This is a genomic window from Lysobacter zhanggongensis (assembly GCF_046638635.1).
Taxonomy (GTDB): Bacteria; Pseudomonadota; Gammaproteobacteria; order Xanthomonadales; family Xanthomonadaceae; genus Novilysobacter; species Novilysobacter luteus.
In genome coordinates, this window is record NZ_JBJXHK010000001.1 from 67,421 (window position 1) to 90,806 (window position 23,386).

Sequence of the window (23,386 nt, forward strand, 5' to 3'; positions counted from 1 at the left end):
CCACAAATCGACAAGGCCCGTTGCCGGGCCTTGTCGGGTACTGCCGCGTGCGGGGCGGAGTCAGCCCAGTGCGGCCGCGATCCGCTGCTGCTCGTCCTTCAGTGCCGGCGGCATGCGCGGCCCGTAGGTGTCGAGGTACTCGCCGATGCTGTCGAACTCGGCCCTCCAGCCGTCGCGCTCGAAGCCGAACAGCTTCTCGCGGGCCTCATCGCCCAGTTCGACCCCGTCGAGGTTGAGGTCACCGGCGGTGGGCAGGTGGCCGATCGGGGTCTCTACCGCGCCCGCCTCGCCCTTGACCCGTCCGATCATCCACTCGAGCACGCGCAGGTTGTCGCCGAAGCCCGGCCAGAGGAACGAACCGTCATCGCCCTTGCGGAACCAGTTGACGTGGAAGATCTTCGGCAGGTTGTTCCTGCCGTCGTCGAACGACAGCCAGTGGTTGAAGTAGTCGGCGAAGTTGTAGCCGCAGAACGGCTTCATCGCCATCGGGTCGCGGCGCATCACGCCGACAGCACCGGTCGCGGCGGCGGTGGTCTCCGAACCCATCGCCGCGCCGACCAGCACACCGTGGGTCCAGTCGCGCGCTTCGAACACCAGCGGCACCAGCGAGGCACGGCGGCCGCCGAAGACGATCGCGCTGATCGGGACGCCTTCGGGGTTCTCGGCCTCGGGCGAGTAGCTCGGGCAGCGCCGCGCCGACACGGTGAACCGCGAGTTGGGGTGCGCGGCCGGGCGCTTGGCGGCGTCGTACGGCTCGCCACGCCAGTCGGTGACCGGCTCGCCCTCGCCCAGGCCTTCCCACCACGGCTGGTTGTCGGCGGTCACGCCGACGTTGGTGAAGATGGTCTCGGCCTGGATCGAGGCAAGCGCGTTGGGATTGGATTTCTTCGACGTGCCCGGTGCGACGCCGAAGAAGCCGGCTTCAGGATTGATCGCGTACAGGCGGCCGTCCTTGCCCGGACGCATCCAGCAGATATCGTCGCCGACCGTGGTGATCTTCCAGCCGTCGCGCACGTAGCCTTCCGGCGGGATCAGCATCGCCAGGTTGGTCTTGCCGCAGGCCGATGGGAACGCCGCGGCGATGTGGTGGGTCTCGCCCTGCGGGTTGGTGATACCCAGGATCAGCATGTGCTCGGCCAGCCAGCCTTCCGATCGCGCCTGGTAGGAGGCGATGCGCAGCGCGTGGCACTTCTTGCCCAGCAGCGCGTTGCCGCCGTAGCCCGAGCCGTACGACTTGATCGTCAGCTCCTCGGGGAAGTGCATGATGAAACGGCGGTCAGGGTCGAGCTCTCCAGTGGAGTGCAAACCCTTGACGAAGCTCCCCTCGCGCTCGATCCGCGCCAGCGCCGGCGCGCCCATGCGCGTCATGATCCGCATGTTGGCGACCACGTACGGGCTGTCGGTGATCTCCACGCCGCAACGCGACAACGGGGAGTCGATCGGTCCCATGCAGTACGGGATCACGTACATCGTGCGCCCTTCCATGCAACCGTCGAACAGCGCGTCGATCTTCGCGTGCGCCTCGGCCGGCGCCAGCCAGTGGTTGTTCGGGCCGGCGTCGTCGCGCTCGCTGGTGCACACGAAGGTCAGGTGCTCGACGCGTGCCACGTCGTCGGGGTTGGAACGGTGCAACCAGCTGCCCGGATGGGTCTGCTCGTTCAGCCGGATCAGGGTGCCGTCGGCTTCCATCCGGCGCACCAGTTCCGCGTTCTCGGCGTCGCTGCCGTCGCACCAGTGGACCTGGTCCGGACGGGTCAGCGCGGCGACCTCGGCGACCCAGGCGTTCAGCGCCTGGAGCTTGCTGCCGGCAGTCGCGGCGACGGGAACAGCTTCGGAAATGGCATTCACGGCATTGGCCTCCAGCCGGTGGGTTTCGGAAATCGTTGGTGCGCGACCGCCGGGGTCGTTCACTGGGAAGGAATCAGCGTCACCATCACGTGCTCGACGTACGCCTCGAACTCGTCGTGCTGCAGACGCGCCTGGTGCAGTTGCAGGTTGAGCTGCAGGAAGCCGATGTACGCGGCATAGGCCAGGCGGGCGCGGTGCTGCGCATCGGTGCGGCCCAGACCGGCCTGTCGGAACGAGGCGGTCAGGTATTCCATGCGACGGTCGGACACGCGGCCGATCACCGGCTGCACGGCGGGATGGTCCAGCGCCTTGAGCAGCTCGGAATAGATGACGTGGGACTTGTATTCGTGCGCGACCAGGTTGAACAGCGCGCGCAGGCGCTGGCTGGGGTCGGCGATCGCTTCGAGCTGGCCGAACACTTCTTCCTGTTCGACTTTCTCCCAGCGCTCCAGCGCGGCCACGAGCAGGGCATCGCGCGACGGGAAGTGCCAGTAGAAGCTGCCCTTCGTTACGCCAAGGCGGCGCGCGAGGGGTTCGACCGCCACGGCGGCCACGCCCTGTTCGGCGATGAGGTCGAGTGCCGCCTGGCCCCAGTCGTCCGCGCTGAGGCGGCCACTGCGTTCCGGACGGGGCGATGCGGTCGTGGGCATGGTCGTCATCAGGGGGGCGATTGTAGCAACCGTACGCCACCGACGGGGAACGTATTGACCCCTGCGACGGCATACCGATGCGCTGGGTCGTTGGGTTGACGCGGCCCCGCGATATTACCATACTCGTCCGTATGTTGGACGGCGCCATCGCCGCGCCGTCCACCGACTGCCGATTACCCTGTCACCGTCGCCGCACCCCTGCCGGAGCGCCAAAATGAGCATTGCAGTCCCCTTCCTCGTATTCCTGCTGGTCGGCGCGTTCTCCGCGTACCACCGGCTGCGCCTGCCGGTCTGGGCCGCGCTGACCGCCGTGGCACTGGTGGCCTGCTGGCTGCTGGGCGCCAACGGCGTCGCCACCGCGGTGGCGGGCATCATCGCCGCGCTGATCGCGGTGCCGCTGCTGCTGCCGCAGATCCGCCTGCCCTTCATCAGCACCCCGCTGCTGGGCTTCTACACCAAGATCCTCCCACCGCTGTCGGAGACCGAGCGCTCGGCAATCGAGGCCGGCACGGTCGGCTTCGAGGGCGAGCTGTTCTCCGGCCGCCCCGACTGGCAGGTGCTGCTCGACCAGCCGGCGCCGACCCTCACCGCCGACGAGCAGGCGTTCCTCGACGGCCCGGTCGAGGAGCTGTGCCGGATGACCGACGACTGGGACATCACCCACGTGCGCGCCGACCTGCCGCCGGAAATGTGGGAGTTCATCAAGAAGAACCGCTTCTTCGGAATGATCGTGCCGAAGGAGTACGGCGGCCTGGGCTTTTCGGCACTGGGTAACCACAAGGTCATCCAGAAGCTCGCGTCGATCTCCTCGGTGGTCAGCTCCACGGTAGGCGTGCCCAACTCGTTGGGTCCGGCCGAACTGTTGATGCACTACGGCACCCAGGAACAGAAGGACCACTACCTGCCGCGCCTGGCCGACGGCCGCGAGGTGCCCTGCTTCGCGCTGACCGGTCCGTGGGCCGGCTCGGATGCCACCTCGATCCCGGATTTCGGCGTCGTCTGCATGGGCGACTGGAACGGTGCGAACGTGGTCGGCGTCAAGCTGACCTTCGACAAGCGGTACATCACCCTGGCACCGGTCGCGACGCTGATCGGCTTGGCGTTCCGCATGTACGACCCGGATGGCCTGCTCGGCGACAAGCGCGACATCGGCATCACCCTGGCCCTGCTGCCGCGGGAAACCGCGGGGGTCGAGGTCGGGCGCCGCGCGATGCCGCTCAACAGCCCGTTCCAGAACGGTCCCGTGCGCGGTCAGGAAGTGTTCCTGCCGCTGAGCCAGCTGATCGGTGGCGAGGCGTACGCGGGCAAGGGCTGGCAGATGCTGGTGGAGTGCCTGTCGATCGGCCGCTCGATCACCCTGCCCTCCACTGCCAGCGGCGGCGCCAAGCTGGCCGCGGTGGTGACCGGCGCCTACGCGCGCATCCGCAAGCAGTTCGGCCTGTCGATCGGGCGTTTCGAGGGCGTGCAGGAAGCGCTGGCCCGCATTGCCGGCAACGCCTACACCATCAGTGCCTTGTCGGAGGCCTCCGCAGCCGCGGTGGCGCGCGGTGAGCTGCCGGCGGTGCCGTCGACGATCTCCAAGTACCACTGCACCGAGCTCGGGCGCCAGGTGGCGCAGGACGCCATGGACATCCACGGCGGCAAGGGCATCATCCTCGGGCCGCGCAACTACCTCGGTCGCTCGTGGCAAGCCTCGCCCATCGCGATCACGGTCGAGGGCGCGAACATCATGACCCGTTCGCTGATGATCTTCGGACAGGGCGCGATCCTCTGCCATCCGTGGGTGCTCAAGGAGATGAAGGCGGCGATGCTGCCGGACGAGGACGAGCGCGTCCGCGAGTTCGACCGCAACCTGTTCGGCCACATCGGCTTTGCGATCTCCAACGCCGTGCGCTCGCTGTGGTTCGGCCTGACCGCCGCTCGCTTCGGCAAGGCGCCGGGCGACGCGTACACCCGCCGCTACTACCGCAAGCTCAACCGGTACTCGGCGGCGCTGGCGCTGTGCGCGGACACCTCGATGCTGCTGCTCGGCGGCAAGCTGAAGTTCAAGGAGTCGCTGTCGGGCCGCCTCGGCGACGTGCTCAGCCAGCTCTATATCGCCAGTGCGCTGCTCAAGCGCTACGAGGACCAGGGCCGGCCGGAGACCGACCACCCGCTGTTGGCCTGGTCGCTGCTCAATGCCGTGCACAAGATCGAAGTGGCGCTGTCGGGTGCGTTGCGCAACTTCCCGGTGCGCCCGGTCGGTTGGCTGCTGTGGGCCCTGATCTTCCCGCTGGGCCGCCGGGCGACCCCGCCGGGCGACCGCCTGAGCCGCCGCGCCGCTTCGCTGCTGATGTCGCCCAACGAGGCGCGCGACCGCCTGGCGACGGGCGTGTTCACCACCCCGGGCCCGACCAACCCGGCCGGTCGCATCAACAGCTATCTGCAGGCGGTCATCCTCGCCGAGCCGGTCGAGCGCAAGTTCCTGAAGGCGATCAAGGGCAGCGACATCGAAGGCCTGACCTTCACCGCCCAGCTGGACGAGGGCGTGCGCGAAGGCTGGATCACCGGGGAGGAGCGCCGCCAGCTCGAGGAGCTGCGCGCAATGACGGTCGACACCATCAGCGTGGACGATTTCGATCCCGCGGAGCTGCGTTCGGCGGGCTACCGGGACGAGTCGCAGGGTCGCCGCGAAGTCGCCTGAACCGGCGCGGCCATCGAAGCTGACACGGCGGCGGGCGAGAGCCCGCCGCTTTCTTGTTGCGCCAACGGGCGGCCGTCAGTCGGCGTCGTTGTGCAGTCCGTCCCCGGGCAACCGCCGCTGCGCCCGCACCACGCCCCAGGCGCCGCCGAGGAACCCGAGCGCCACCAGCACGCCGGTGGCGAACACCGCGGTCGTACCGAATATCGACAGCAGCTTGTGCACCCACACGAACGTCAGGTCGCCACCGCGGTACACCACGGTATCGATGACCGCCTTGGCCTTGTAGCGGGACTCGCGATCGACCCGGGTGTACAGCGTTTCCCGGCCGGGCTTGGCGAGTGAGAACTCGCCGGCGCGCGTGGCCACCTGCACCACCGCGACCAGCAGCGGCAGTGGCGACGCGGCCAGCGCGCAGTAGCCCAGCAGGATCGCGAATGCCGGCAGCAGCAATGCCGGCGCCACGCCGTGTCGGCGCAGCAGCCAACGGGTGACGAACAGCTGGATCACCAGGGTCAGGCCGTTCACCGCCCAGTCGATGGTGGCGTAATAGCGCGTCGCCGCTTCCGGCGTCGGATGGAACTCCCGGACGATCGCGGCCTGCTCGTTGTAGAGCAACGTGCCGACGCCGACCCCGAACACCATCATCACCGCGAGCGCCCGCAGCAGTGGTTCCTGCCATACCAGCCTGAGCCCCGCCAGCACCGATCCGCCGATGGCCTGCTCGCCATCGTGCACACCGTGCCGGCGTTCCCGGCGGGCCGCCCAGGGCCTCAGCCGCAGGATGCACAGCAGGCAGACCGCAAGGAAGCCGGCCGACACCAGCAACAGGTTCGCCACCCCGAGCGGGCCGACCAGCCAGCGGGTGATGGCCGGGCCGACCAATGCACCGATGGTGCCGCCCGCGCCGATGTACCCGTAGAGGCGCTTGGCGTGCTCGTTGTCGAACACGTCCGCCATGAAGCTCCAGAACACCGCCACGGCGAACAGGTTGAACACCGCGCTCCAGACGTAGAACGCCGCACCACGGCCCGAAACGCCGGTGTCGAACAGCCAGTAGAAACCGAGCAGGCAAGCGATGAAGACGAGATAGACCAGCGGCAGGAACACCCGCCTGGGAAAACGCGCCACCAGCGCGCCGTAGACCGGCTGCAGCAGCACCATCGCCACGAACACCGCGCTGAAAAGCACCTGCAGGGTGTACTCGCCCAGGTCGACGCCGGCGCTAGCCGCCAGGTCGACCAACCAGCGTGGGAACACCGTGGCCGGGTCGCCGGACGCGCCCATCGCGTCGCGCACCGGACGCAGCACGTAGTAGCCGCACAGGAGGCAGAAGAAATAGAGCAGCGCCCACCACAGCGGTGGTGACTCGGCCAGGGCCACGCGGAACCGGCGCAGGTTGGAGACGTTGGAGGTCACGGCGGGCCGCGGGACGAGCGATGCGGCACGGTAGCCGAACGCGCTTGCGCTGTCAGTGACGGATCCGGTCGGCCTGGCCGTACGCGGCGCCCAGCAGTGGCGGCAGCGGACAGTGCAGGATCGCGCAGATGGTCCGCAGCAGCTCGGCTTCGGCCACGCTGACACGGCCGTCGTGGCTGGCCGCGATGGTCACGGCCTCGACCAGCAGCTTCTTGGCCATCGGGTGGAGCAGGTCCAGCGATGGCCACACCTGTTCGAGCGCCTGTACCGGCTGGGCCGGCGCCCGGTAGCGGGCCTGGTGGTGCGGCAGGATGTGCTGCATCCCGGCCAGGAACGCATGGCGCGCCGACACCTCGTCGGCATGGCCGGCATGCGCGGCAACCGTCAGCAGGACGGTGATCTCGTCGACGAGCGTCCCCGGCTTGCGGCGGCCGAAACTGGCATAGCGTGCCGGCGCCAGGGACTCGCGCAGCTGCACGGTCAGCAGCCGGCCCAGGCAGTACTCGAACAGCGACACCTCGCCGTCCGCGGTCGACATCGCTTCCACCGTGTCGAGCAGCAGTTCCAGTTGCGGACGCGGACGCCGGCGCAGCACCGGGAACGACAGTTCGACCAACGGCAGCCGCAGCATCGGGTGCAGGTGGGCAAGGTGGCGCTCGTACAGTCCGCGCACGTCGGTCGCGACCGCTTCCCCCAGGCGCGCGGCGATGCCGAACAGCTGCCGTTGGGCCACGTCCGTGCGCGGGTCCACCAGCACACCGAGCACCAGCGCGATGGCCCGGTCGCGGTCACGGGCGAGAGCGCGCAACGGTTCACCCAGCTCACCCATGACGACATCCGCGCGGTGGTGGTCGTCTTCGTCCGGATTGCCAACGTGTGCGGACACCTGCCCGGCAACGATGCCCCGTTCGGCGTGCGCGGGTGGCAGTGGGTCGTGGGTGGCAAGGCCGAGGTGCATGTCTTCCTCCAGCCCGTGCGGCGGCTGGTCCTTCCAGCGCCTGGACAGCAACGCCAGTTGCCGGTCGCTGAAAGACGGCTCCAGCGCCTGGATGCGTTCGACCAGCGGCGGATGGGTGGCGAACCATTCCGCCATGCGGCCGCCGAATCCCAGGCCGTCGCCGAACAGCATGTGGCTGACTTCCTCGGCATCGCCGGTGGAAGCCAGCACCGACCCGTCAGGCAGGCCACCGATTTTCTTGAGTGCACCGGCCAGGCCGGCCGGCTGGCGGGTGAACTGCACAGCACTGGCGTCCGCCAGGCGCTCGCGCTGTCGACTGACCCCCGCACGGATCAGGCGGGCAAACAGCAACCCCACCCAGCCGATCGCGATCATCGCCGCCGCGGCCACCATCACGCCGACCGCCACGCCAGCGCCACGACGATGCCCGCGCCCCTGCAGGCCGACGCGCCCGAAGTCCAGCACGTGGCGGCCGATCAGGCCCAGCATCGAGATCCCGAACAGCACCCCGACCAGCCGCAGGTTGAGCCGCATGTCGCCATTGAGGATGTGGGCGAACTCGTGGGCGACCACGCCCTGCAGCTCATCGCGGTTGAGCCGCTCGAGCGCCCCGCGGGTGACCGCCACCACCGCGTCCGCCGCTGCGTGGCCGGCAGCAAAGGCGTTGATCCCCGCCTCATGGTCGAGCACGTACACGCCCGGCACCGGTACGCCAGAGGCAATGGCAACCTCCTCGACCACGTTGCGCAGGCGCCGCAACTCGGGGTCGGTCGTGTCGGCCGCGACCGGCGTGCCACCCAGTTGCGCGGCAATCGCCTCGCCACCCCCGCCCAGGCTCGCCAGCCGGTAGAGCGAACCCAGGCCGATCGTCGCAAGGGTCAGGACCGTCGCCACCACCAGGGCACCGCCGCTTCCGCCGCTCACCACCCAGGCCAGTGCATCCACCGCGAGCACGACCGCGACCACGGCCAGTGCAAACAGCACGACCAGCCGAACGGATGCGCGGCGCGCGGCCGCCTGGCGCTCAAAGAAGTTCATCGGACGGATGTCGGTGCCGCGCGGGCGGCGCCATGCCAAGCGTCAGAAACGCACCTGGGGGGCCAGCCGCATTTCGGGCTGGTCCGCTGGCAGGGCAAGTGGCGCGGCCGGGGCGAAACCGAAGTTGCCCGCCACCAGGCTCGAGGGGAATACCTCACGCTTGTTGTTGTAGGCCATCACCGCATCGTTGTAGGCCTGGCGTGCAAACGCCACGCGGTTCTCGGTGCTGGTCAGCTCTTCCGACAGCTGCGCCATGGTCTGGTTGGCCTTCAGGTCCGGATAGGCCTCGGCCACCATCATCAGCCTTCCGAGCGCACCCTCGAGTTGGCGCTCGCCCGCGTCCAGCTGGGCCATGGCAGTGGCGTCGCCGGGATTGGCCTTGGCCGCCGACAAGCCCGACACCGCCGCCGCGCGCGCCTGCATCACCGCTTCCAGGGTTTCCCGCTCGTGGGTCAGGTAACCCTTGGCGGTCTCGACCAGGTTCGGGACCAGTTCGAAACGGCGCTGCAGCTGCACGTCGATCTGGGCAAAGGCGTTCCTGTAGGCGTTCCGGGCGGTCACCAGACCGTTGTAGAGGCCCACGCCCCAGAACATGAACAGGAGAAACAAACCCAACAAAATCAGGAAGCTGAACATGTTTGCTCGCGTAACCCTGAAAACCGGCGCTATGATCCGGGGACCCCGAGCATACGCAGGCGCGACGACCTATGAAAGACGAAGCGAACCGGCTCCCTCGCATCGGTGGGCGTCTGGGTGCGCTCGCGTTCCTGCTGACGCTGACGCTGGGTTCGGCGGCGCAGACCACGCTCCCGTGGAGCGACACCGCACAGGCCAATTCATCCGAGGTCGAGGCCTCCTTGCGTGACCCGGCCACACAGCCGGTGCAGGTCGCGACCAGCACCCCGCAACAGGCGCCGCCGGTGCCGGCACGCGTCAAGCCGGCCGCCCCGCCGCTGCCACCCGACTTCGACGTCGCCATGTTCGAGGCGATGGCCCAGCAGATCGTCGCCAACCAGCGCGTGCCCGGCCTGGCGATGGCGATCGTCCACGACGGCAAGGTTCTCAGCGCGCGCGGCTACGGCATCACCGACGTCAGCGACGCGGAGCCGGTCGACTCGCACACCGTGTTCCGGCTCGCATCGCTATCCAAGGGGTTCGCCGGCACCATGGCCGGCCTGCTGGTGGCCGACGGCCGCCTGCGCTGGGACAGCAAGGTCACCGACTACATGCCCGAGTTCGAGCTGAGCCAGCCCGGCGCCGCCAGCCAGATCACCGTGGCCGACCTGCTGAGCCACCGCGTTGGTCTGTCGCACAACGCCTTCGATCGCGACCTTGAGCGTTACGTCGACTACCGGACCCTGACCCGCCGGCTCTCCAGCGCACCGCTCAAGTGCCAGCCCGGCACCTGCTACGCCTACCAGAACGTCGCCTTCAGCCTGATCGGCGACATCGTGTTTGCCACCACCGGCGACTTCTACAGCCAGGAAGTGCAGAGCCGCCTGCTCAAGCCGCTGGGCATGAACGACGCCAGCCTTGGCCTCGAGGGCATCGAGTCCAGCGCGCGCTGGGCCAAGCCGCACGTGCGCGGCCGTGGTGGCTGGGTCTCGGTCATGCCCAAGCCGACCTACTACGAAGTCGCACCCGCCGCCGGCGTCAATGCCAGTGCCAGCGACATGGCCCAGTGGCTCATCGCCCAGACCGGCCATCGCCCCGACGTCATTCCCGCGCCGCTGCTGGCCACGCTGCACAAGCCGCTGGTCGACACCCCGTACCAGACGCGCAGCTCCTCGTGGCGTCGTGCCCGCCTCGACTCCGCGGGCTACGGGCTTGGCTGGCGGGTCTACAACTATTCCGGCCGGCCGCTGGTCTACCACGCCGGCGCCGTGCAGGGTTATCGCGGCATGATCGCGATGCTGCCCGACCAGGATCTCGGCATCGCCGTGCTGTGGAACGGTGAGAGCTCGGTGCCGACGGGGCTGCTGCCGACGATGATCGACCGCGCGGTCGGGATTCCGTCGAGCGCCACGGCCTGGCTGGACATCGATTTCAACCAGCACGCCTGGTACGCCGAGAACGGGCGCAACGCCCCCGGCAGCAGCGCCGCCGAGGCGACCGCCGCACCGCGCTGAGTCATGGCGGCGTTCCATCCGCGGACGCCGCAACCCGGATCCAGTCCAGATCGCAATCGCCGGGCCCCAATGAAAAAGCCCTCCCCCGCCTGGGCCGCGGGGAAGGGCTGACTGCAGTGTTGCGGTATCGGGTGGCTTAGATCATCGGTGCCGGGGTTGCCGGCATCGCGGTCGGAGCCTGCTGCTTCTTGGTGGCGCGACGGGTCGGCTTCTTGGCCGTGGCCTTCTTCGCTGCCGGTGCCTTGGCGGCCTTCTTGGCGGCCGGGCGCTTGGTCGCCGCCTTCTTGGCGGTCTTCTTCGCGGCTGGACGCTTGGTCGCCGCCTTCTTGGCGGTCTTCTTGGCAGCGGTCTTCTTGGTAGCTGCCTTCTTGGCGGTCTTCTTCGCGGTCTTCTTGGCCGCCGGCTTGCGCACGGCCTTCTTCGCGGTCTTCTTCGCCGTGGCCTTCTTGGCCGTCTTCTTCACCGACTTCTTAGCGGTTGCCTTCTTGGCGGTCTTCTTGGCGGTTGCCTTCTTCGCGGTCTTCTTGGCCGTTGCCTTCTTTGCAGTCTTCTTGGCGGTTGCCTTCTTCGCGGTCTTCTTCGCGGTCGCCTTCTTGGCGGCCGGCTTCTTCACCGCCTTCTTGGCCGCGGACTTGCGCACGGTCTTCTTGGCGGCGGCCTTCTTGGCTGCCGGCTTCGCAGTCTTCTTCGCCGCTTTCTTCGCGGCAGGCTTCTTCTTCGCAGCTTTCTTCGTGGCCATGAGATGGCTCCTCGTCAGTGGTCTATCGGGGTGTACAGCCCAGTACCAAAACGTCGCGGGGTGCGACCCCGCGACCAACCGCCGACACCACCGGTGCCGGAGCGGATCCACGCACTTCCACCTGCATGCCCGCCACGCCGGCGAAGCGTGTCGCGCGCAAAGAAAAACCCGATCCGCCGAAGGCCGACCGGGCTGCATGCAAGGGAAGGTTTCGCGATTGCGGATGTTTGGAACCCACCGGGGACAGAAGCACCGCGTCCACCGTTTTGACCATCCAGGCGGAGTTCCGTGTTGTTGCCCGCGTTGTCGCGTTGACTTTGCTCACTCGCTTCCGTGGGTAACGCTGTTTCGCGAAACCTAATCACGGTTTTTCATAGTGTCAACAAGTCCCCGCGCGCTTCGCCCTGCCGTTTTCCCGACAGCAGCGGCGCATTGGTCGACGCGGCTTCGTCGCGAACCGGTTGCGTTGCGATCAACAGGATGCCCGGGCATTTGCACGCGCCGCTGATAGCCAAGCGCAGCGCGGTCTGCAGCCATGCCATGCAGTGCGGTCTTGCGCGCACGCAGCGCAGCCGGTCGTAATCGTCGCGAAACCGCACTGGCTAATTTTTGACCAGCCAGCGATATCGGGAGAACGCCCGCCGTGCGAGCCGTTTCGCATTGCACAAGGCGAAAGTGCGCGGGAATTTTCATGCCGACTCACTGGCACGGATCGCCGCCAACGAAAAATCCGCGCCGTTGCCGACGCGGATTTCCATGTGTGTCGCGTTGCCCCGATCGGGGCATGACGGTCGCCCGTCAGTGGTCTTCGTCTTCGAGCAACTCGGCATAGCCGTCCGGGTCGAGCAGCTCGTTGACCTGTCCGGGCTCGTCCATCTGCAGGGTGAAGAGCCAGCCTTCGCCGAACGCATCCTCGTTGATGGTCTCGGGCTTGTCGCCGAGTGCGTCGTTGACTTCGACCACGGTGCCGCTGACCGGCGCGTAGACATCGGACGCCGCCTTCACCGACTCCACCACCGCGCACGCGGTACCGGCCTCGACACGGTCACCGACGCCCGGGAGCTCGACGTACACGAGGTCGCCCAGCAGGCCCTGCGCGTGGTCGGAGATACCGATGGTGGCCTTGCCGTCGGCCTCGACGCGGATCCACTCGTGTGATTTCAGGAACTTCAGGTCGCCGGGGATCTCGCTCATGGGATGCTCCGATGCTGCGGGTGTGGGAAAGGGGCGGACAGTGTAGCGAAGGCGCCGCGGCGCGTGGACTGCGCCGCGCCGGGGTGGGACGTGTCAGGCCAGCACGCCGTCCTGCGGCTGGCCTTCCCGGACGAACGGGAACTTGACCACGCGCACCGGCACCTCGCGGCCACGGATGTCGACCCGCACATTGGCGGCGGCGCCCAGCGGGATGTCACCGGCCGGCACACGGGCGAAGGCGATCGCCTTGCCAAGCGTCGGCGAGAACGTGCCCGACAGGATCTCGCCTTCGCCGTTCGGGGTCAGCACCTTCTGGCCATGGCGCAACACGCCCTTGTCGTCCATCACCAGCGCGATCATCTGGCGCGGCGCGCCGTCGGCCTTCTGTCGCTCGAGCGCCTCGCGACCGATGAACCCGCGCCCCTCGTCGAGGGAGACGGTCCAGCCGAGGGCGGCTTCGTACGGCGACACGGACTCGTCCATGTCCTGGCCGTAGAGGTTCATCCCGGCTTCCAGCCGCAAGGTGTCACGCGCGCCCAGGCCGGCCGGCTTCACCCCGGCGGCCAGCAACGCGTCCCACAGCGCGACGGTGCGGTCACCGGGCGCGACGATCTCGAACCCGTCCTCACCGGTGTAGCCGGTGCGGGCGATGAAGACGCCGGTGCCGTCGGCAAGCTGCGCGTCGCGCGCGGCGAAGCGGCCAAGCTTGGTGATCGACGCGCGGTCCTCCTCTCGCAACAGTCCGATCACTTTGTCGCGTGCGTTGGGGCCCTGGACTGCCACCAGTCCGAGGTCGTCACGCTCGACCACCTCGACGCCGAACGGCGCCGCCTGCCGGGCGATCCACGCGAGGTCCTTGTCGCGGGTGCCGGCATTGACGACCAGCCGGAAGAACTCCTCGCCGAGGAAATAGATGATGAGATCGTCGATCACCCCGCCCTGCTCGTCGAGCATGCAGGTGTACAGCGCCTTGCCGGGCTTGGTGAGCTTGTCGACCGAGTTGGCCACCAGCCTGCGCAGGAACTCGCGCACGCGCTCGCCCTTCAGGTCGACGACGGTCATGTGGGAGACGTCGAACATGCCCGCGTCCTGGCGGACCGCGTGGTGTTCGTCGATCTGGGAGCCGTAGTGGATCGGCATGTCCCAGCCACCGAAGTCGACCATCTTGGCGCCGAGGGCGCGGTGGCTGTCGTTGAGGATGGTCTTCTGGGTCATGGTCCGGCGCCTGTTGTGGGGCGGGCATTATCCCAGACCGGCGCCGCGGTGGCGGCGCCGGCGTACGGAAGCGTCCGGTGTCAGGTCGCGGGCTCGACCTTCAACGTCATGCCGTCGCTGCCGACCACGCGCACGGCGGTGCCCACCGGCAGCTCGGGACCGGTGACGTCCCAGTAGGCGTCAGCGATCTGCACGCGCCCGCGGCCGGAGACGATCGCCTGCTCGAGCGGCACGACGCGTCCGACCAGGGCGTCGGTGCGACGATTGAGTGTCGGCCGGTCACTCACCCGCTCGCGACCACGGAAGCGGGTGCGGTAGATCTGGATCGACGCGAAGCTGAGGACGACGAAAGCCACCGCCTGTGCGAGCAGGGGCAGGTCGAACAGCAACACCAGGACGAACACCGCCGCTGCCGCGAACCCGAGCCACAACATGAAGGCGCCCGGGGCAAGGGTCTCGGCCGCGAACAACAGCAGCGCGATGGCCGCCCATGCCACCGCTTGCCAGTCCCAGCGCATCGCTCAGCGCCCCGTCCGCGGCGGAACCACGGCATGCGGACCGGCCGGCCGGTCGAGCGCTTCCTTGGCCAAGTCGGCGATGCCGGCGATCGAGCCGATGACGCCGGCCGATTCCATCGGCATCAGGACGAACTTCTGGTTCGGCGCCTCGGCCAGTGCCTTGAACGCCTCGATGTACTTCTGCGCGACGAAGTAGTTGATCGCCTGTACGTTGCCAGCGGAGATGGCGTCCGACACCATCTGCGTCGCGCGGGCTTCGGCCTCGGCCAGTCGCTCGCGCGCCTCGGCCTCGCGGAACGCGGCCTCACGCTCGCCCTCGGCTTCGAGGATCGTGCTCTGCTTCTCGCCCTCGGCCTTGAGGATTTCCGCCTGGCGGAAGCCCTCGGCCTCCAGGATGTTGGCGCGCTTCTCGCGCTCGGCCTTCATCTGCCGTGCCATCGCCTCGACCAGGTCACGCGGCGGGGCGATGTCCTTGAGCTCGATGCGGTTGACCTTCAGTCCCCACGGGTGCGTGGCCTGGTCGACCGCGGCAAGCACCTTGGCGTTGATCTCGTCGCGGCGCGACAGCGACTCGTCCAGGTCCATCGAGCCGATCGAGGTGCGGATGTTGGTCATCACCAGGTTGAGCGTGGCGATCTCCAGCTGTGCCACCTCGTAGGCCGCCTTGGCCGCGTCGAGTACCTGGAAGTACACGACGCCGTCGACCTTGACCACCGCATTGTCCTTGGTGATCACGTCCTGGCTGGGGACCTCCAGCACCTGCTCCATCATGTTGATCTTGCGGCCGATCCCCTGGTAGACCGGGATCAGGAAGTGGAGACCCGGCGACAGCGTGTGGGTGTACTTGCCGAAGGCCTCGACCGTCCATTCGTAGCCCTGCGGCACCATCCGTACCGCCTTGAACAGCATCACCACGCCGGCGAACACCAGCACGATCGCAAGCATCGTCCCCAGTCCCATGCCACATCCCCAAAGTTATCCGTAAGGTGAGTATATGCACGGCGCGCGCACCGGCGCGGGTGGCCGGTACGGGTGGCCAGCGCGCCCGGTGGCTACTTGGTCAGGATCAGCTTGTCGTTGCGGGTATGCCGCAACCGGTAGGTCTCGCCGCCGTGGCGGATCAGCACCTCGCGGGTGCCGCGCAGCAACGCACCGCTGTCGAGCGGACGCGCGTCGGCGACCGGGGGGTGCGTGGCGTGGTGCACTGGGGCGACGGGACGCGCCCGGTCATCGGACCGGATCGGCAGGTGGAGTAGACGCGGCCGGTTGAGGGTTTGCAGTGCCATGGCGCAGTGCTCAAGGACGGGAGCGCTCGATGATAATGATTCTCATTAGACGCGCAACCCGCCAACCGTATTCAGTTTGCAGCGACCCGCACCCGCCCCCACACCGGGTCGCCCATGGTCTCCACCAGCTCGATGGCACGCAGGTTCTCGAGCAGTTGCTCGACCCGGCTGGCGCCGAGGATGACGCTGGACACGTGCGGGTTGCGCAGGCACCAGGCTATCGCCAGCGGCGCGGGTGGCACGTCCAGCTCCTTGGCCAGCGCGGTGAAGTGGCGCGCACGTTCCAGCCGGCGCTCGCTTTCCCCGCCGACGATGGTCTTGCGCAGGTGCGGCCCGAGTGCGCCGAATCGCCCGTCCTCCGACACGCCGTCGTTGTAACGGCCGGTCAACAGGCCCGAGGCCAGTGGCGACCACGTCGTCGTGCCCATGCCGTATTCGGCATACAGGGGCGCGTACTCCAACTCCACCCGTTCGCGGTGCAGCAGGTTGTACTGCGGCTGTTCCATCGTCGGCGCGTGGAGGTGGTGCGCGCGGGCGACCTTGTGCGCCTCGCGGATCTGCGCGGCCGACCATTCGGACGTGCCCCAGTACATCACCTTGCCCTGGCGGACCAGGCCATCCATGGTCCGCACGGTTTCCTCGACCGGCGTGTCCGGATCGGGACGATGGCAATAGAACAGGTCCAGGTAGTCCACCCGCAGCCGTTTCAGCGCGCCGTGGCAGGCGTCGGTCACGTGCTTGCGCGACAGCCCGCGCTGGGTCGGCCGCGGTGCCTCCACCGAACCGAAGAACACCTTGCTGGACACGCAGAAGCCGTCGCGCGGCAGGCGCAGGTCGGCGATGACGTCGCCCATGACCCGTTCGGCCTCGCCGTTGGCGTAGCTCTCGGCGTTGTCGAAGAAGTTGATGCCGTGGTCCCACGCGGCCGCGACGAGTTCGCGTGCCGTGCCGCGGCCGACCTGGGCACCGAACGTGAGCCACGCGCCGAACGACAATGCGGACAGTTGCAGGCCGGACGAGCCGAGGCGGCGGTACTGCATGGTCGGACTCCAGGTGGGAACGATCGCAGTGTAAGCCCGGGGTCGAGCCCGATTGCCGCAGGCGGCTCGCTCCAGCGTCCGGCTGCCCGTACAATGGGCGGGCTGTTTCCTCCGGGGAGTAGCCCACCCGCGCAACGCGCGGGGACATGCATCAACACGCTTGGCCGGCAGGCCGTGGTGCATGGGGGATCGCCAGTCGATCCGGGGCAAGACCGAAGGCGACCATCGTGCGAATGACCCAGGGTGCCCAGGCACCGGGGCCGGGCCGCGCGGCGGTCGCTTTCCGACTGCCCGCCCGGCTCCCCGATCGTCCAATGCCCCAGTTGCAGTCACTGCTGCCCGACACCCTTCCCCTTGCCGCCGCACTCGTGTCCACCGGCACGGTCGCGTTGGCCGAGATCGGCGACAAGACCCAGTTGCTCGCCCTGCTGCTGGCCGCGCGGTTCCGCCGGCCATGGCCGATCATCGCCGGCATCCTCGTCGCCACCCTCCTCAACCATGCATTGGCGGCCTGGGTGGGGGCGCTGGCCGCCGACTGGCTGCGTCCGGAAGTCCTGCGCTGGGTCGTGGCCGCGAGCTTCCTGGCGGTGGCGGCGTGGACGCTGAAGCCCGATTCGCTCGACGATGAACCCGGGCTGCCCGGGCGGGGCGCCTTCATTGCCACCACCATCGCGTTCTTCGTCGCCGAGATCGGCGACAAGACCCAGGTCGCCACCGTCCTGCTCGCGGCGCGGTACGAGCCGTTGTGGGAGGTCATTGCCGGTACCACCGTGGGGATGCTGTTGGCCAACGTGCCGGTGGTGCTTCTCGGCAGCCGTTTCGCCGACCGGCTGCCGCTGAAGGCCGCCCGCTATGTCGCGGCGACGGTGTTCGCCGTGCTGGCCGGCTGGGTGGCCCTGCGCGGATTCGGCTGAGGGCCTTGGGCCTGACGCCCGTCGCGGGGCCACGCTATGCTGCGGCCGGACGCAGGGGAGGTCATGGAAAGCCGAAGCGCAAGGGAGATCCTGGCCGCCGTGCTGGCTCGACCCGACGAGGTCATGCTCGAGGTCGGTGCGGGCGGCGAGCTGCTGGTTGCACGCCTGCGCGTGGTCATCGCCGCGCTGTTGCTGGTGCTGCCGCTTGCCAACGCGGTCAGCGGCGGCACGGTTCGCGAGACCCTGATCGGGCTGGGCGGCGCGGTGTTCGTCAATGTCTTCGCACAGGTCTGGCTGCAGCTGGCCCGGCGCCGGCGTCGCTATCGCTGGCTGTCGTTTGCTACGGTCGCGTTCGATGTCACCGCGACCACCGCCGTGCTCATCGTGCTGGCGTTTGCCCACCTGCCGGCCGCGCTCAACAGCATGGTGGTGTGGGGGTGCTACCTCCTGGCGATCGTCCTGACCGCCCTGCGCGGCGACGGTCGCACGACCTTGTTCGCCGGTGCGCTGGCCGTACTCCAGTACGGCGCGATCATCGCCGCTGTGTTCGCCTTCGCCGACTCGCCCGAGCACTTGCTGTCCAGCGACTACGGGGCGGTGACCCCGGGCGCGCAGGTACAGCGGGTGATGCTGCTGGTGATCGCGACGATGATCACGGCAACCGTGGTCTACCGGATGCAGCGGTTGGTCGAGATGTCCGGCACGGATGGCCTGACGCGCCTGCCGAACCGGACCTGGCTGCTGCATCGCATGCCGCGGCTGTTGGAGGTAGCCAGCGAGGAGGACGGCAGCCTCAGCCTGGCGCTGATCGACCTGGACCACTTCAGCCGTATCAATGACGAGGCCGGCCACCATGCCGGCGACCGGGCGATCCGCCATGTGGTCGAAGTCCTCAAGGGCATGACCGAGCGCAACGAGCGATTGGTGCGCCTGGGGGGCGAGGAATTCGTACTGGTGATGCCGCAGCCGCTGGGCACCGCCTGGGAGCGCGTCGATGCGATCCGGCGCGTGCTGGGCCAGCGCCCGTTCGATCCCGAGCGCGGCAACCTCGAGCCCCTGCGGTTGACCTTCAGTGCCGGCGTTGCCGCGAGCCCGCACGACGGCCACGACCTGTCGACCCTGCTGCGCCGCGCCGACCGCCGCCTGAAGATGGCCAAGCGCGAGGGGCGCAACCGGGTGATCGCACGCGACGGCTGAGCGCCACAGCGAGGTACCTGAACCGGCGGATTGTTGCCCGCCCCTGCCCGCCTGCCCTACGCTGCGCGGTCGAGCACGGCAATGGCCGCAGGGGAAGTGGATGGAAGGTCTGTCACGGGTCGCCTTCGGCCTGTTTGGTCTCGCGGTGCTGGTCGGCATCGCCTGGTTGTTCTCCAACCACAAGAAGGCGGTCGACTGGCGGCTGGTGCTGACCGGCATCGTCTTGCAGATCGGCTTCGCCGCGCTGGTGCTGCTGGTACCGGGCGGCCGGGACGTGTTCGACGCGCTCGGCAACGGCTTCGTGAAGCTGCTCGGGTTCGTCAATGCCGGTTCGGAGTTCATCTTCGGCAGCCTGATGAACGTCGAGACCTATGGCTTCATCTTCGCCTTCCAGGTGTTGCCGACCATCATCTTCTTCGCCTCGCTGATGAGCGTGCTGTACCACCTGGGGGTGATGCAGGCGGTGGTGCGCGCGATGGCGTGGGCGATCACCAAGGTCATGCGGGTGTCCGGTGCAGAGACCACCAGCGTCTGCGCCAGCGTCTTCATCGGCCAGACCGAAGCCCCGCTGACGGTGCGGCCGTACATCTCGAAGATGACCGAGTCCGAGCTGATCACGATGATGATCGGCGGCATGGCGCACATCGCCGGCGGCGTGCTTGCGGCCTACGTCGGCATGCTCGGCGGCGGCGACCCGGTGGCGCAGGCGTTCTACGCCAAGCACCTGCTGGCGGCGTCGATCATGGCGGCGCCGGCGACGATGGTCGTCGCCAAGCTGCTGATCCCCGAAACCGGCACGCCGCTGACGCGCGGCACGGTCAAGATGGAGGTCGAGAAGACCACCAGCAACGTCATCGACGCGGCCGCGGCCGGCGCGGGTGACGGCCTGCGGCTCGCCCTGAACATCGGCGCGATGCTGCTGGCGTTCATCGCCCTGATCGCCCTGATCAACTGGCCGCTGACCTGGATCGGCGAGGTGACCGGCTTGTCGGCCGCGCTCGGCAAGCCGACCGACATGGCCACCCTGCTGGGTTACGTGCTGTCGCCGGTCGCCTGGCTGATCGGCGTACCGTGGCAGGACGCCAATGTCGTCGGTGGCCTGATCGGCGAGAAGATCGTGCTCAACGAATTCGTGGCCTACCTGCACCTGGCCGAGATCGTGAACGGGCAGAACCCCGGCGTGGTGTTGACCGACCAGGGCCGCCTGATCGCCACCTACGCGCTGTGCGGCTTCGCCAACTTCAGTTCGATCGCGATCCAGATCGGCGGCATCGGCGGGCTCGCGCCCGACCGCCGCCAGGACCTCGCCCGCTTCGGCCTGCGGGCCGTGCTGGGCGGCACCATCGCGACCCTGATGACCGCGACGATCGCCGGCGTGCTGACCGGCCTCGGCGGCTGACCGGAACACGCCGATGAGCGCGGTGGTTGTGATCGGCTCGTTCAACGTCGACCACGTGTGGTCGTTGCCGGTGTTGCCACGCGCCGGCGAGACGCTCCAGGGCGAATACCGCACCGGCCCCGGCGGCAAGGGCTTCAACCAGGCCACCGCCGCCGCACGCGCGGGCGCCGTGACCGCCTTCGTCTGCGCGCTCGGCGCCGATGCCGGCGGACAACTGGCCCGCGCACTGGCGAGCGTCGACGGCATCGTCCTGCGCGACGCCGCCAGCACGCATCCCACCGGCACCGCCGGCATCTATGTCGACCGGGAAGGACGCAACAGCATCGTCATCGGTGCCGGCGCCAACGCGGCCATGACACCCGCCCACGTTCGGGCGCAGGGTGACGTGTTCGCCGATGCGCGGGTGGTGTTGGCGCAGCTGGAATCGCCGGTCGACGCCGTGCTTGCCGGTTTCGACCTGGCCCGCGACGAAGGCGTCCCGACGTTGCTCAACCCCGCACCGGCCGATGCCGATCTGCCGGCCGGCCTCCTGGCCCAGTGCGATGTCCTGACGCCCAACGAATCCGAATTCTCCGCCCAGCTCGCCCGCCACTGCGGCGAGCCGGTAGAACCCGGGGCGGTGGCGGGAATGGCCGACGCCGAACTGCATCGGCTGTGCCGCCGGCTGCTGCCGCACGGCACAGTGGTGGTGACCCTCGGCGCGCGTGGTTGCCTGGTGTCGCATGCCGACGGGGTGCTTCGCGGCGACGACGCGGCGTTCTATCGCGTGCCCGCGGTGCCAGCCGACGCCATCGATACCACCGGCGCCGGCGATGCCTTCAACGGGGCGCTGGCGGCTGCATGGGCGACACACCCGGCGGCGCCATTCCACGTCCACGTCGGCTTTGCCAGCCTCTATGCCGCGCGGGCCTGCGAAAGCGCCGGCGCGGCGACGGCCATGCCGCACCTCGCCGATCTGTAACTATCTCGCGGCGTCGGACTGTGAGCTCGGGTTCGTAAATGGGACTGATTCCCATTACCATGCCCCGCTCGCGCTTCCCCGGATCCCTTATGTCCCGCACCCTCCTCGTCTCGGCCCTCCTGCTCGCGGCCAGCCCGGCCGTCCTCGCCCAGGACGCAACCGACCTCGATCGCGTGGTCGTCTCGGCCAGCACCAGCCGAATCCCCAACTCCGAGGCGGCGCTGCCCAACACCATCACGGTGATCGACGAGGCGGAGTTGCAGCAGCAGTTGGCCGTAACCCAGGACCTGTCGCAGGTGCTCGCGAACCTCATCCCGGCATTCGCGCCCTCGCGACAGAAGATGACGAGTGCCGGCGAGTCGGTGCGCGGGCGCCAGCCGCTGTACATGGTGGACGGCGTGCCGCAGTCGACCCCGCTGCGCGACGGCTCGCGCGACGCGCACACCATCGACCCGGCGATGATCGAGCGCATCGAGGTGATCCACGGGGCCAACGCCCTGCAAGGCATCGGCGCATCGGGCGGCATCATCAACATCATCACCAAGCGGGCGCCCCGCGAGGATGGCGCGCGCTTCCATGAGGTCGCCATCGGCGCGAGCACCGCGATGCCCCGCGAGGACGACGGCGCCGGCTATCGCGCTTCGTACCTCTTCGGCACCGCGCAGGGTGCGCTCGACTTCGTGGGTGGCCTCTCCTACGCGCAGGAAGGCCTGTACTACGATGCCGACGGCAATCCGATCGCGCCCGAGCCGGTGCAGGGCGACCTGATGGACGCCAATAGCCGCAATCTGTTCGCGAAGGCGGGCTGGGCGATCGACGACCAGCGGCGGCTCCAGCTGACCGCCAGCCATTACCGGCTGGAAGGCGAAGGCCACTACGCCGTGGTCGACGGCGACTACCGGCTCGGCGTTCCGGCCACCGCCACGCGCGGTGACCAGCCCTTGGAGCCTCCGCGTAACGACTCCCGCTCGGCCAGCCTGGACTTCCGCGACCACGACCTCGCGGGCGGCCAGTTCCAGGGCCAGCTGTTCTGGACCCGTTTCGAAGGCCGTTACGGCAGTAACGCCTATGTCGACTTCTTCAACACCGGGAGCGACGAGGTCTGGTACGACCAGTCGCAGATCAATGCCGAGAAGCTCGGTGGCAAGTTCACCTGGTCGCGCGGATACATCGCCGACCTGCCGCTCCGGCTGACGCTGGGGCTGGACCTCATCCGCGACACCACCGAACAACGCCAGCTGGCCAGCGACCTGGGCTGGGTGCCGCCGACCACGTACCAGAGCCTCTCGCCGCTGCTGCAGGCCGAGTACCGCCTCGGCCCGCTGCTGTTCACCGGTGGCGTCCGCCACGAGCGGGCCAAACTCGAGGTCGACGACTTCGTGACCCTGCCGCAGTACGGCGCGCAGTCGGTGCAGGGCGGCAGCCCCGACTTCAGCGAAACCCTGCCCAACTTCGGCGTGGTCTGGGAAGCCACCGCCGCGCTGAGCTTCTACGCCTCGTATGCGGAGGGCTACAGCGTCGCCGACATCGGCCGGGTGCTGCGCGCGGTCGACGAACCCGGCCAGAGCGTCGACACCCTGGTGTCGCTGACGCCTGTGATCGCCGACAACCGCGAGGTTGGCCTCGACTACGACGATGGCCGCTGGCTGGTCCACCTGGCGGCGTATCGTTCGGATTCCGACTTCGGGTCGCGGCTTGCATTCAACACCGCCACCGGCAGTTACGAGGTCAAGCGCGAGGCGACGGAGATCGAGGGCTTCGAGGGCAGCGTCGGCTTCCGGGTCAACGATGCCGCGCGCGTCGGCCTGGCCTACGCGCAGGCCGACGGCCGCTACGACAGCAACGCCGACGGCGTCCTCGACAGCGACCTGCCCGGCGCCAACATCTCGCCGGACCGGATGACCGCCTACTGGCAGCACCAGTGGTTGCCGGGCCTGTCCACTCGTGTGCAGGCCAGCCATTCGGAGGACCGCGCGTTCGAGACCCGCGGCGTCGTCGACAGCCGGTTCGAGGGCTACACCACCTTCGACCTGCAGGCCAACGTCGGCCTTCCGGTGGGCACGCTGGCAGTGGGCATCGAGAACGTGTTCGACCGCCAGTACATCCACTACAGCTCGCAGATCCGCCCAAGCGACGAGGACTACTTCGCCGGCCGCGGCCGGGTGTTCAGCGCGAGCTGGTCGCACCGCTTCTGAGCGTCC

Annotated in this window: 20 protein-coding genes; 7 read left to right on the plus strand and 13 right to left on the minus strand. The window is 68.6% G+C overall.

Annotated features, from left to right (window positions below; all coding sequences use genetic code 11):
* Positions 1-60: 60 nt before the first annotated feature.
* A complete protein-coding gene (locus tag ACKVMH_RS00345; protein ID WP_412698813.1) occupies positions 61-1,848 on the minus strand; it encodes a phosphoenolpyruvate carboxykinase (GTP) in 1,788 nt (595 codons plus the stop codon).
* A gap of 59 nt (positions 1,849-1,907) precedes the next feature.
* Complete coding sequence (locus ACKVMH_RS00350; protein WP_215219710.1) at positions 1,908-2,507, minus strand: TetR/AcrR family transcriptional regulator; 600 nt, start codon at positions 2,505-2,507, stop codon at positions 1,908-1,910.
* Positions 2,508-2,712: 205 nt separating this feature from the next.
* Here ACKVMH_RS00350 and ACKVMH_RS00355 point away from each other — a divergent pair, with 205 nt between their 5' ends.
* Positions 2,713-5,181 (plus strand): acyl-CoA dehydrogenase, encoded by a 2,469-nt coding sequence (locus ACKVMH_RS00355; RefSeq protein ID WP_412698814.1) that lies wholly within the window; start codon positions 2,713-2,715, stop codon positions 5,179-5,181.
* Between the two features lie 75 nt (positions 5,182-5,256).
* Here ACKVMH_RS00355 and ACKVMH_RS00360 read toward each other — a convergent pair whose 3' ends face one another.
* From ACKVMH_RS00360 to ACKVMH_RS00370, 3 genes are read right to left on the minus strand one after another with little or no spacing between them, the layout of a single operon-like run.
* Complete coding sequence (locus ACKVMH_RS00360) at positions 5,257-6,597, minus strand: NTP/NDP exchange transporter (RefSeq protein ID WP_251370645.1); 1,341 nt, start codon at positions 6,595-6,597, stop codon at positions 5,257-5,259.
* A gap of 52 nt (positions 6,598-6,649) precedes the next feature.
* Positions 6,650-8,593, minus strand: a complete 1,944-nt coding sequence (locus tag ACKVMH_RS00365) for a M48 family metalloprotease (RefSeq protein ID WP_412698815.1) — start codon at positions 8,591-8,593, stop codon at positions 6,650-6,652.
* 42 nt (positions 8,594-8,635) lie between these two features.
* Positions 8,636-9,229: a LemA family protein gene (locus ACKVMH_RS00370; protein ID WP_412698816.1), complete on the minus strand. Its 594-nt coding sequence runs from the start codon at positions 9,227-9,229 to the stop codon at positions 8,636-8,638.
* A gap of 71 nt (positions 9,230-9,300) precedes the next feature.
* Between ACKVMH_RS00370 and ACKVMH_RS00375 the strand changes: the two genes are divergently transcribed.
* Positions 9,301-10,722 (plus strand): serine hydrolase domain-containing protein, encoded by a 1,422-nt coding sequence (locus ACKVMH_RS00375; protein WP_412698817.1) that lies wholly within the window; start codon positions 9,301-9,303, stop codon positions 10,720-10,722.
* A 136-nt stretch (positions 10,723-10,858) separates the two neighbouring features.
* On the opposite strand, the gene ACKVMH_RS00380 is transcribed toward ACKVMH_RS00375, so the two are convergent.
* The 8 genes from ACKVMH_RS00380 to ACKVMH_RS00415 all read right to left on the minus strand — a co-directional run bounded on the left by ACKVMH_RS00380 (position 10,859) and on the right by ACKVMH_RS00415 (position 16,714).
* Complete coding sequence (locus ACKVMH_RS00380; RefSeq protein ID WP_459167093.1) at positions 10,859-11,572, minus strand: hypothetical protein; 714 nt, start codon at positions 11,570-11,572, stop codon at positions 10,859-10,861.
* A 260-nt stretch (positions 11,573-11,832) separates the two neighbouring features.
* On the minus strand, positions 11,833-12,003 hold the full coding sequence (locus tag ACKVMH_RS00385) for a hypothetical protein (RefSeq protein WP_215219704.1): 171 nt from the start codon (positions 12,001-12,003) through the stop codon (positions 11,833-11,835).
* 256 nt (positions 12,004-12,259) lie between these two features.
* On the minus strand, positions 12,260-12,655 hold the full coding sequence (gene gcvH, locus ACKVMH_RS00390) for a glycine cleavage system protein GcvH (RefSeq protein ID WP_215219703.1): 396 nt from the start codon (positions 12,653-12,655) through the stop codon (positions 12,260-12,262).
* Positions 12,656-12,748: 93 nt separating this feature from the next.
* The gene (gene gcvT, locus ACKVMH_RS00395; protein ID WP_215219702.1) at positions 12,749-13,870 is read right to left on the minus strand and encodes a glycine cleavage system aminomethyltransferase GcvT; all 1,122 of its coding nucleotides are present in this window, start codon (positions 13,868-13,870) and stop codon (positions 12,749-12,751) included.
* Between the two features lie 80 nt (positions 13,871-13,950).
* The gene (locus ACKVMH_RS00400; protein ID WP_215219701.1) at positions 13,951-14,388 is read right to left on the minus strand and encodes an NfeD family protein; all 438 of its coding nucleotides are present in this window, start codon (positions 14,386-14,388) and stop codon (positions 13,951-13,953) included.
* 3 nt (positions 14,389-14,391) lie between these two features.
* A complete protein-coding gene (locus tag ACKVMH_RS00405; protein WP_215219700.1) occupies positions 14,392-15,348 on the minus strand; it encodes an SPFH domain-containing protein in 957 nt (318 codons plus the stop codon).
* A gap of 92 nt (positions 15,349-15,440) precedes the next feature.
* Positions 15,441-15,674, minus strand: coding sequence for a hemin uptake protein HemP (hemP, locus tag ACKVMH_RS00410; RefSeq protein WP_215219699.1), 234 nt, complete (start codon positions 15,672-15,674; stop codon positions 15,441-15,443).
* Positions 15,675-15,745: 71 nt separating this feature from the next.
* Positions 15,746-16,714, minus strand: coding sequence for a potassium channel beta subunit family protein (locus ACKVMH_RS00415; RefSeq protein WP_412698818.1), 969 nt, complete (start codon positions 16,712-16,714; stop codon positions 15,746-15,748).
* 314 nt (positions 16,715-17,028) lie between these two features.
* Between ACKVMH_RS00415 and ACKVMH_RS00420 the strand changes: the two genes are divergently transcribed.
* From ACKVMH_RS00420 to ACKVMH_RS00440, 5 genes are all read left to right on the plus strand, one after another.
* Positions 17,029-17,628, plus strand: coding sequence for a TMEM165/GDT1 family protein (locus tag ACKVMH_RS00420; protein ID WP_412698819.1), 600 nt, complete (start codon positions 17,029-17,031; stop codon positions 17,626-17,628).
* Positions 17,629-17,691: 63 nt separating this feature from the next.
* Positions 17,692-18,825: a GGDEF domain-containing protein gene (locus ACKVMH_RS00425; RefSeq protein ID WP_412698820.1), complete on the plus strand. Its 1,134-nt coding sequence runs from the start codon at positions 17,692-17,694 to the stop codon at positions 18,823-18,825.
* A gap of 100 nt (positions 18,826-18,925) precedes the next feature.
* Entirely contained in the window at positions 18,926-20,224 is a 1,299-nt protein-coding gene (locus tag ACKVMH_RS00430; protein ID WP_215219695.1) for a NupC/NupG family nucleoside CNT transporter, read from the plus strand.
* A 13-nt stretch (positions 20,225-20,237) separates the two neighbouring features.
* Positions 20,238-21,185, plus strand: a complete 948-nt coding sequence (locus tag ACKVMH_RS00435) for a ribokinase (RefSeq protein ID WP_412698821.1) — start codon at positions 20,238-20,240, stop codon at positions 21,183-21,185.
* Between the two features lie 89 nt (positions 21,186-21,274).
* Entirely contained in the window at positions 21,275-23,380 is a 2,106-nt protein-coding gene (locus ACKVMH_RS00440; protein ID WP_412698822.1) for a TonB-dependent receptor, read from the plus strand.
* Positions 23,381-23,386 lie beyond the last annotated feature (6 nt).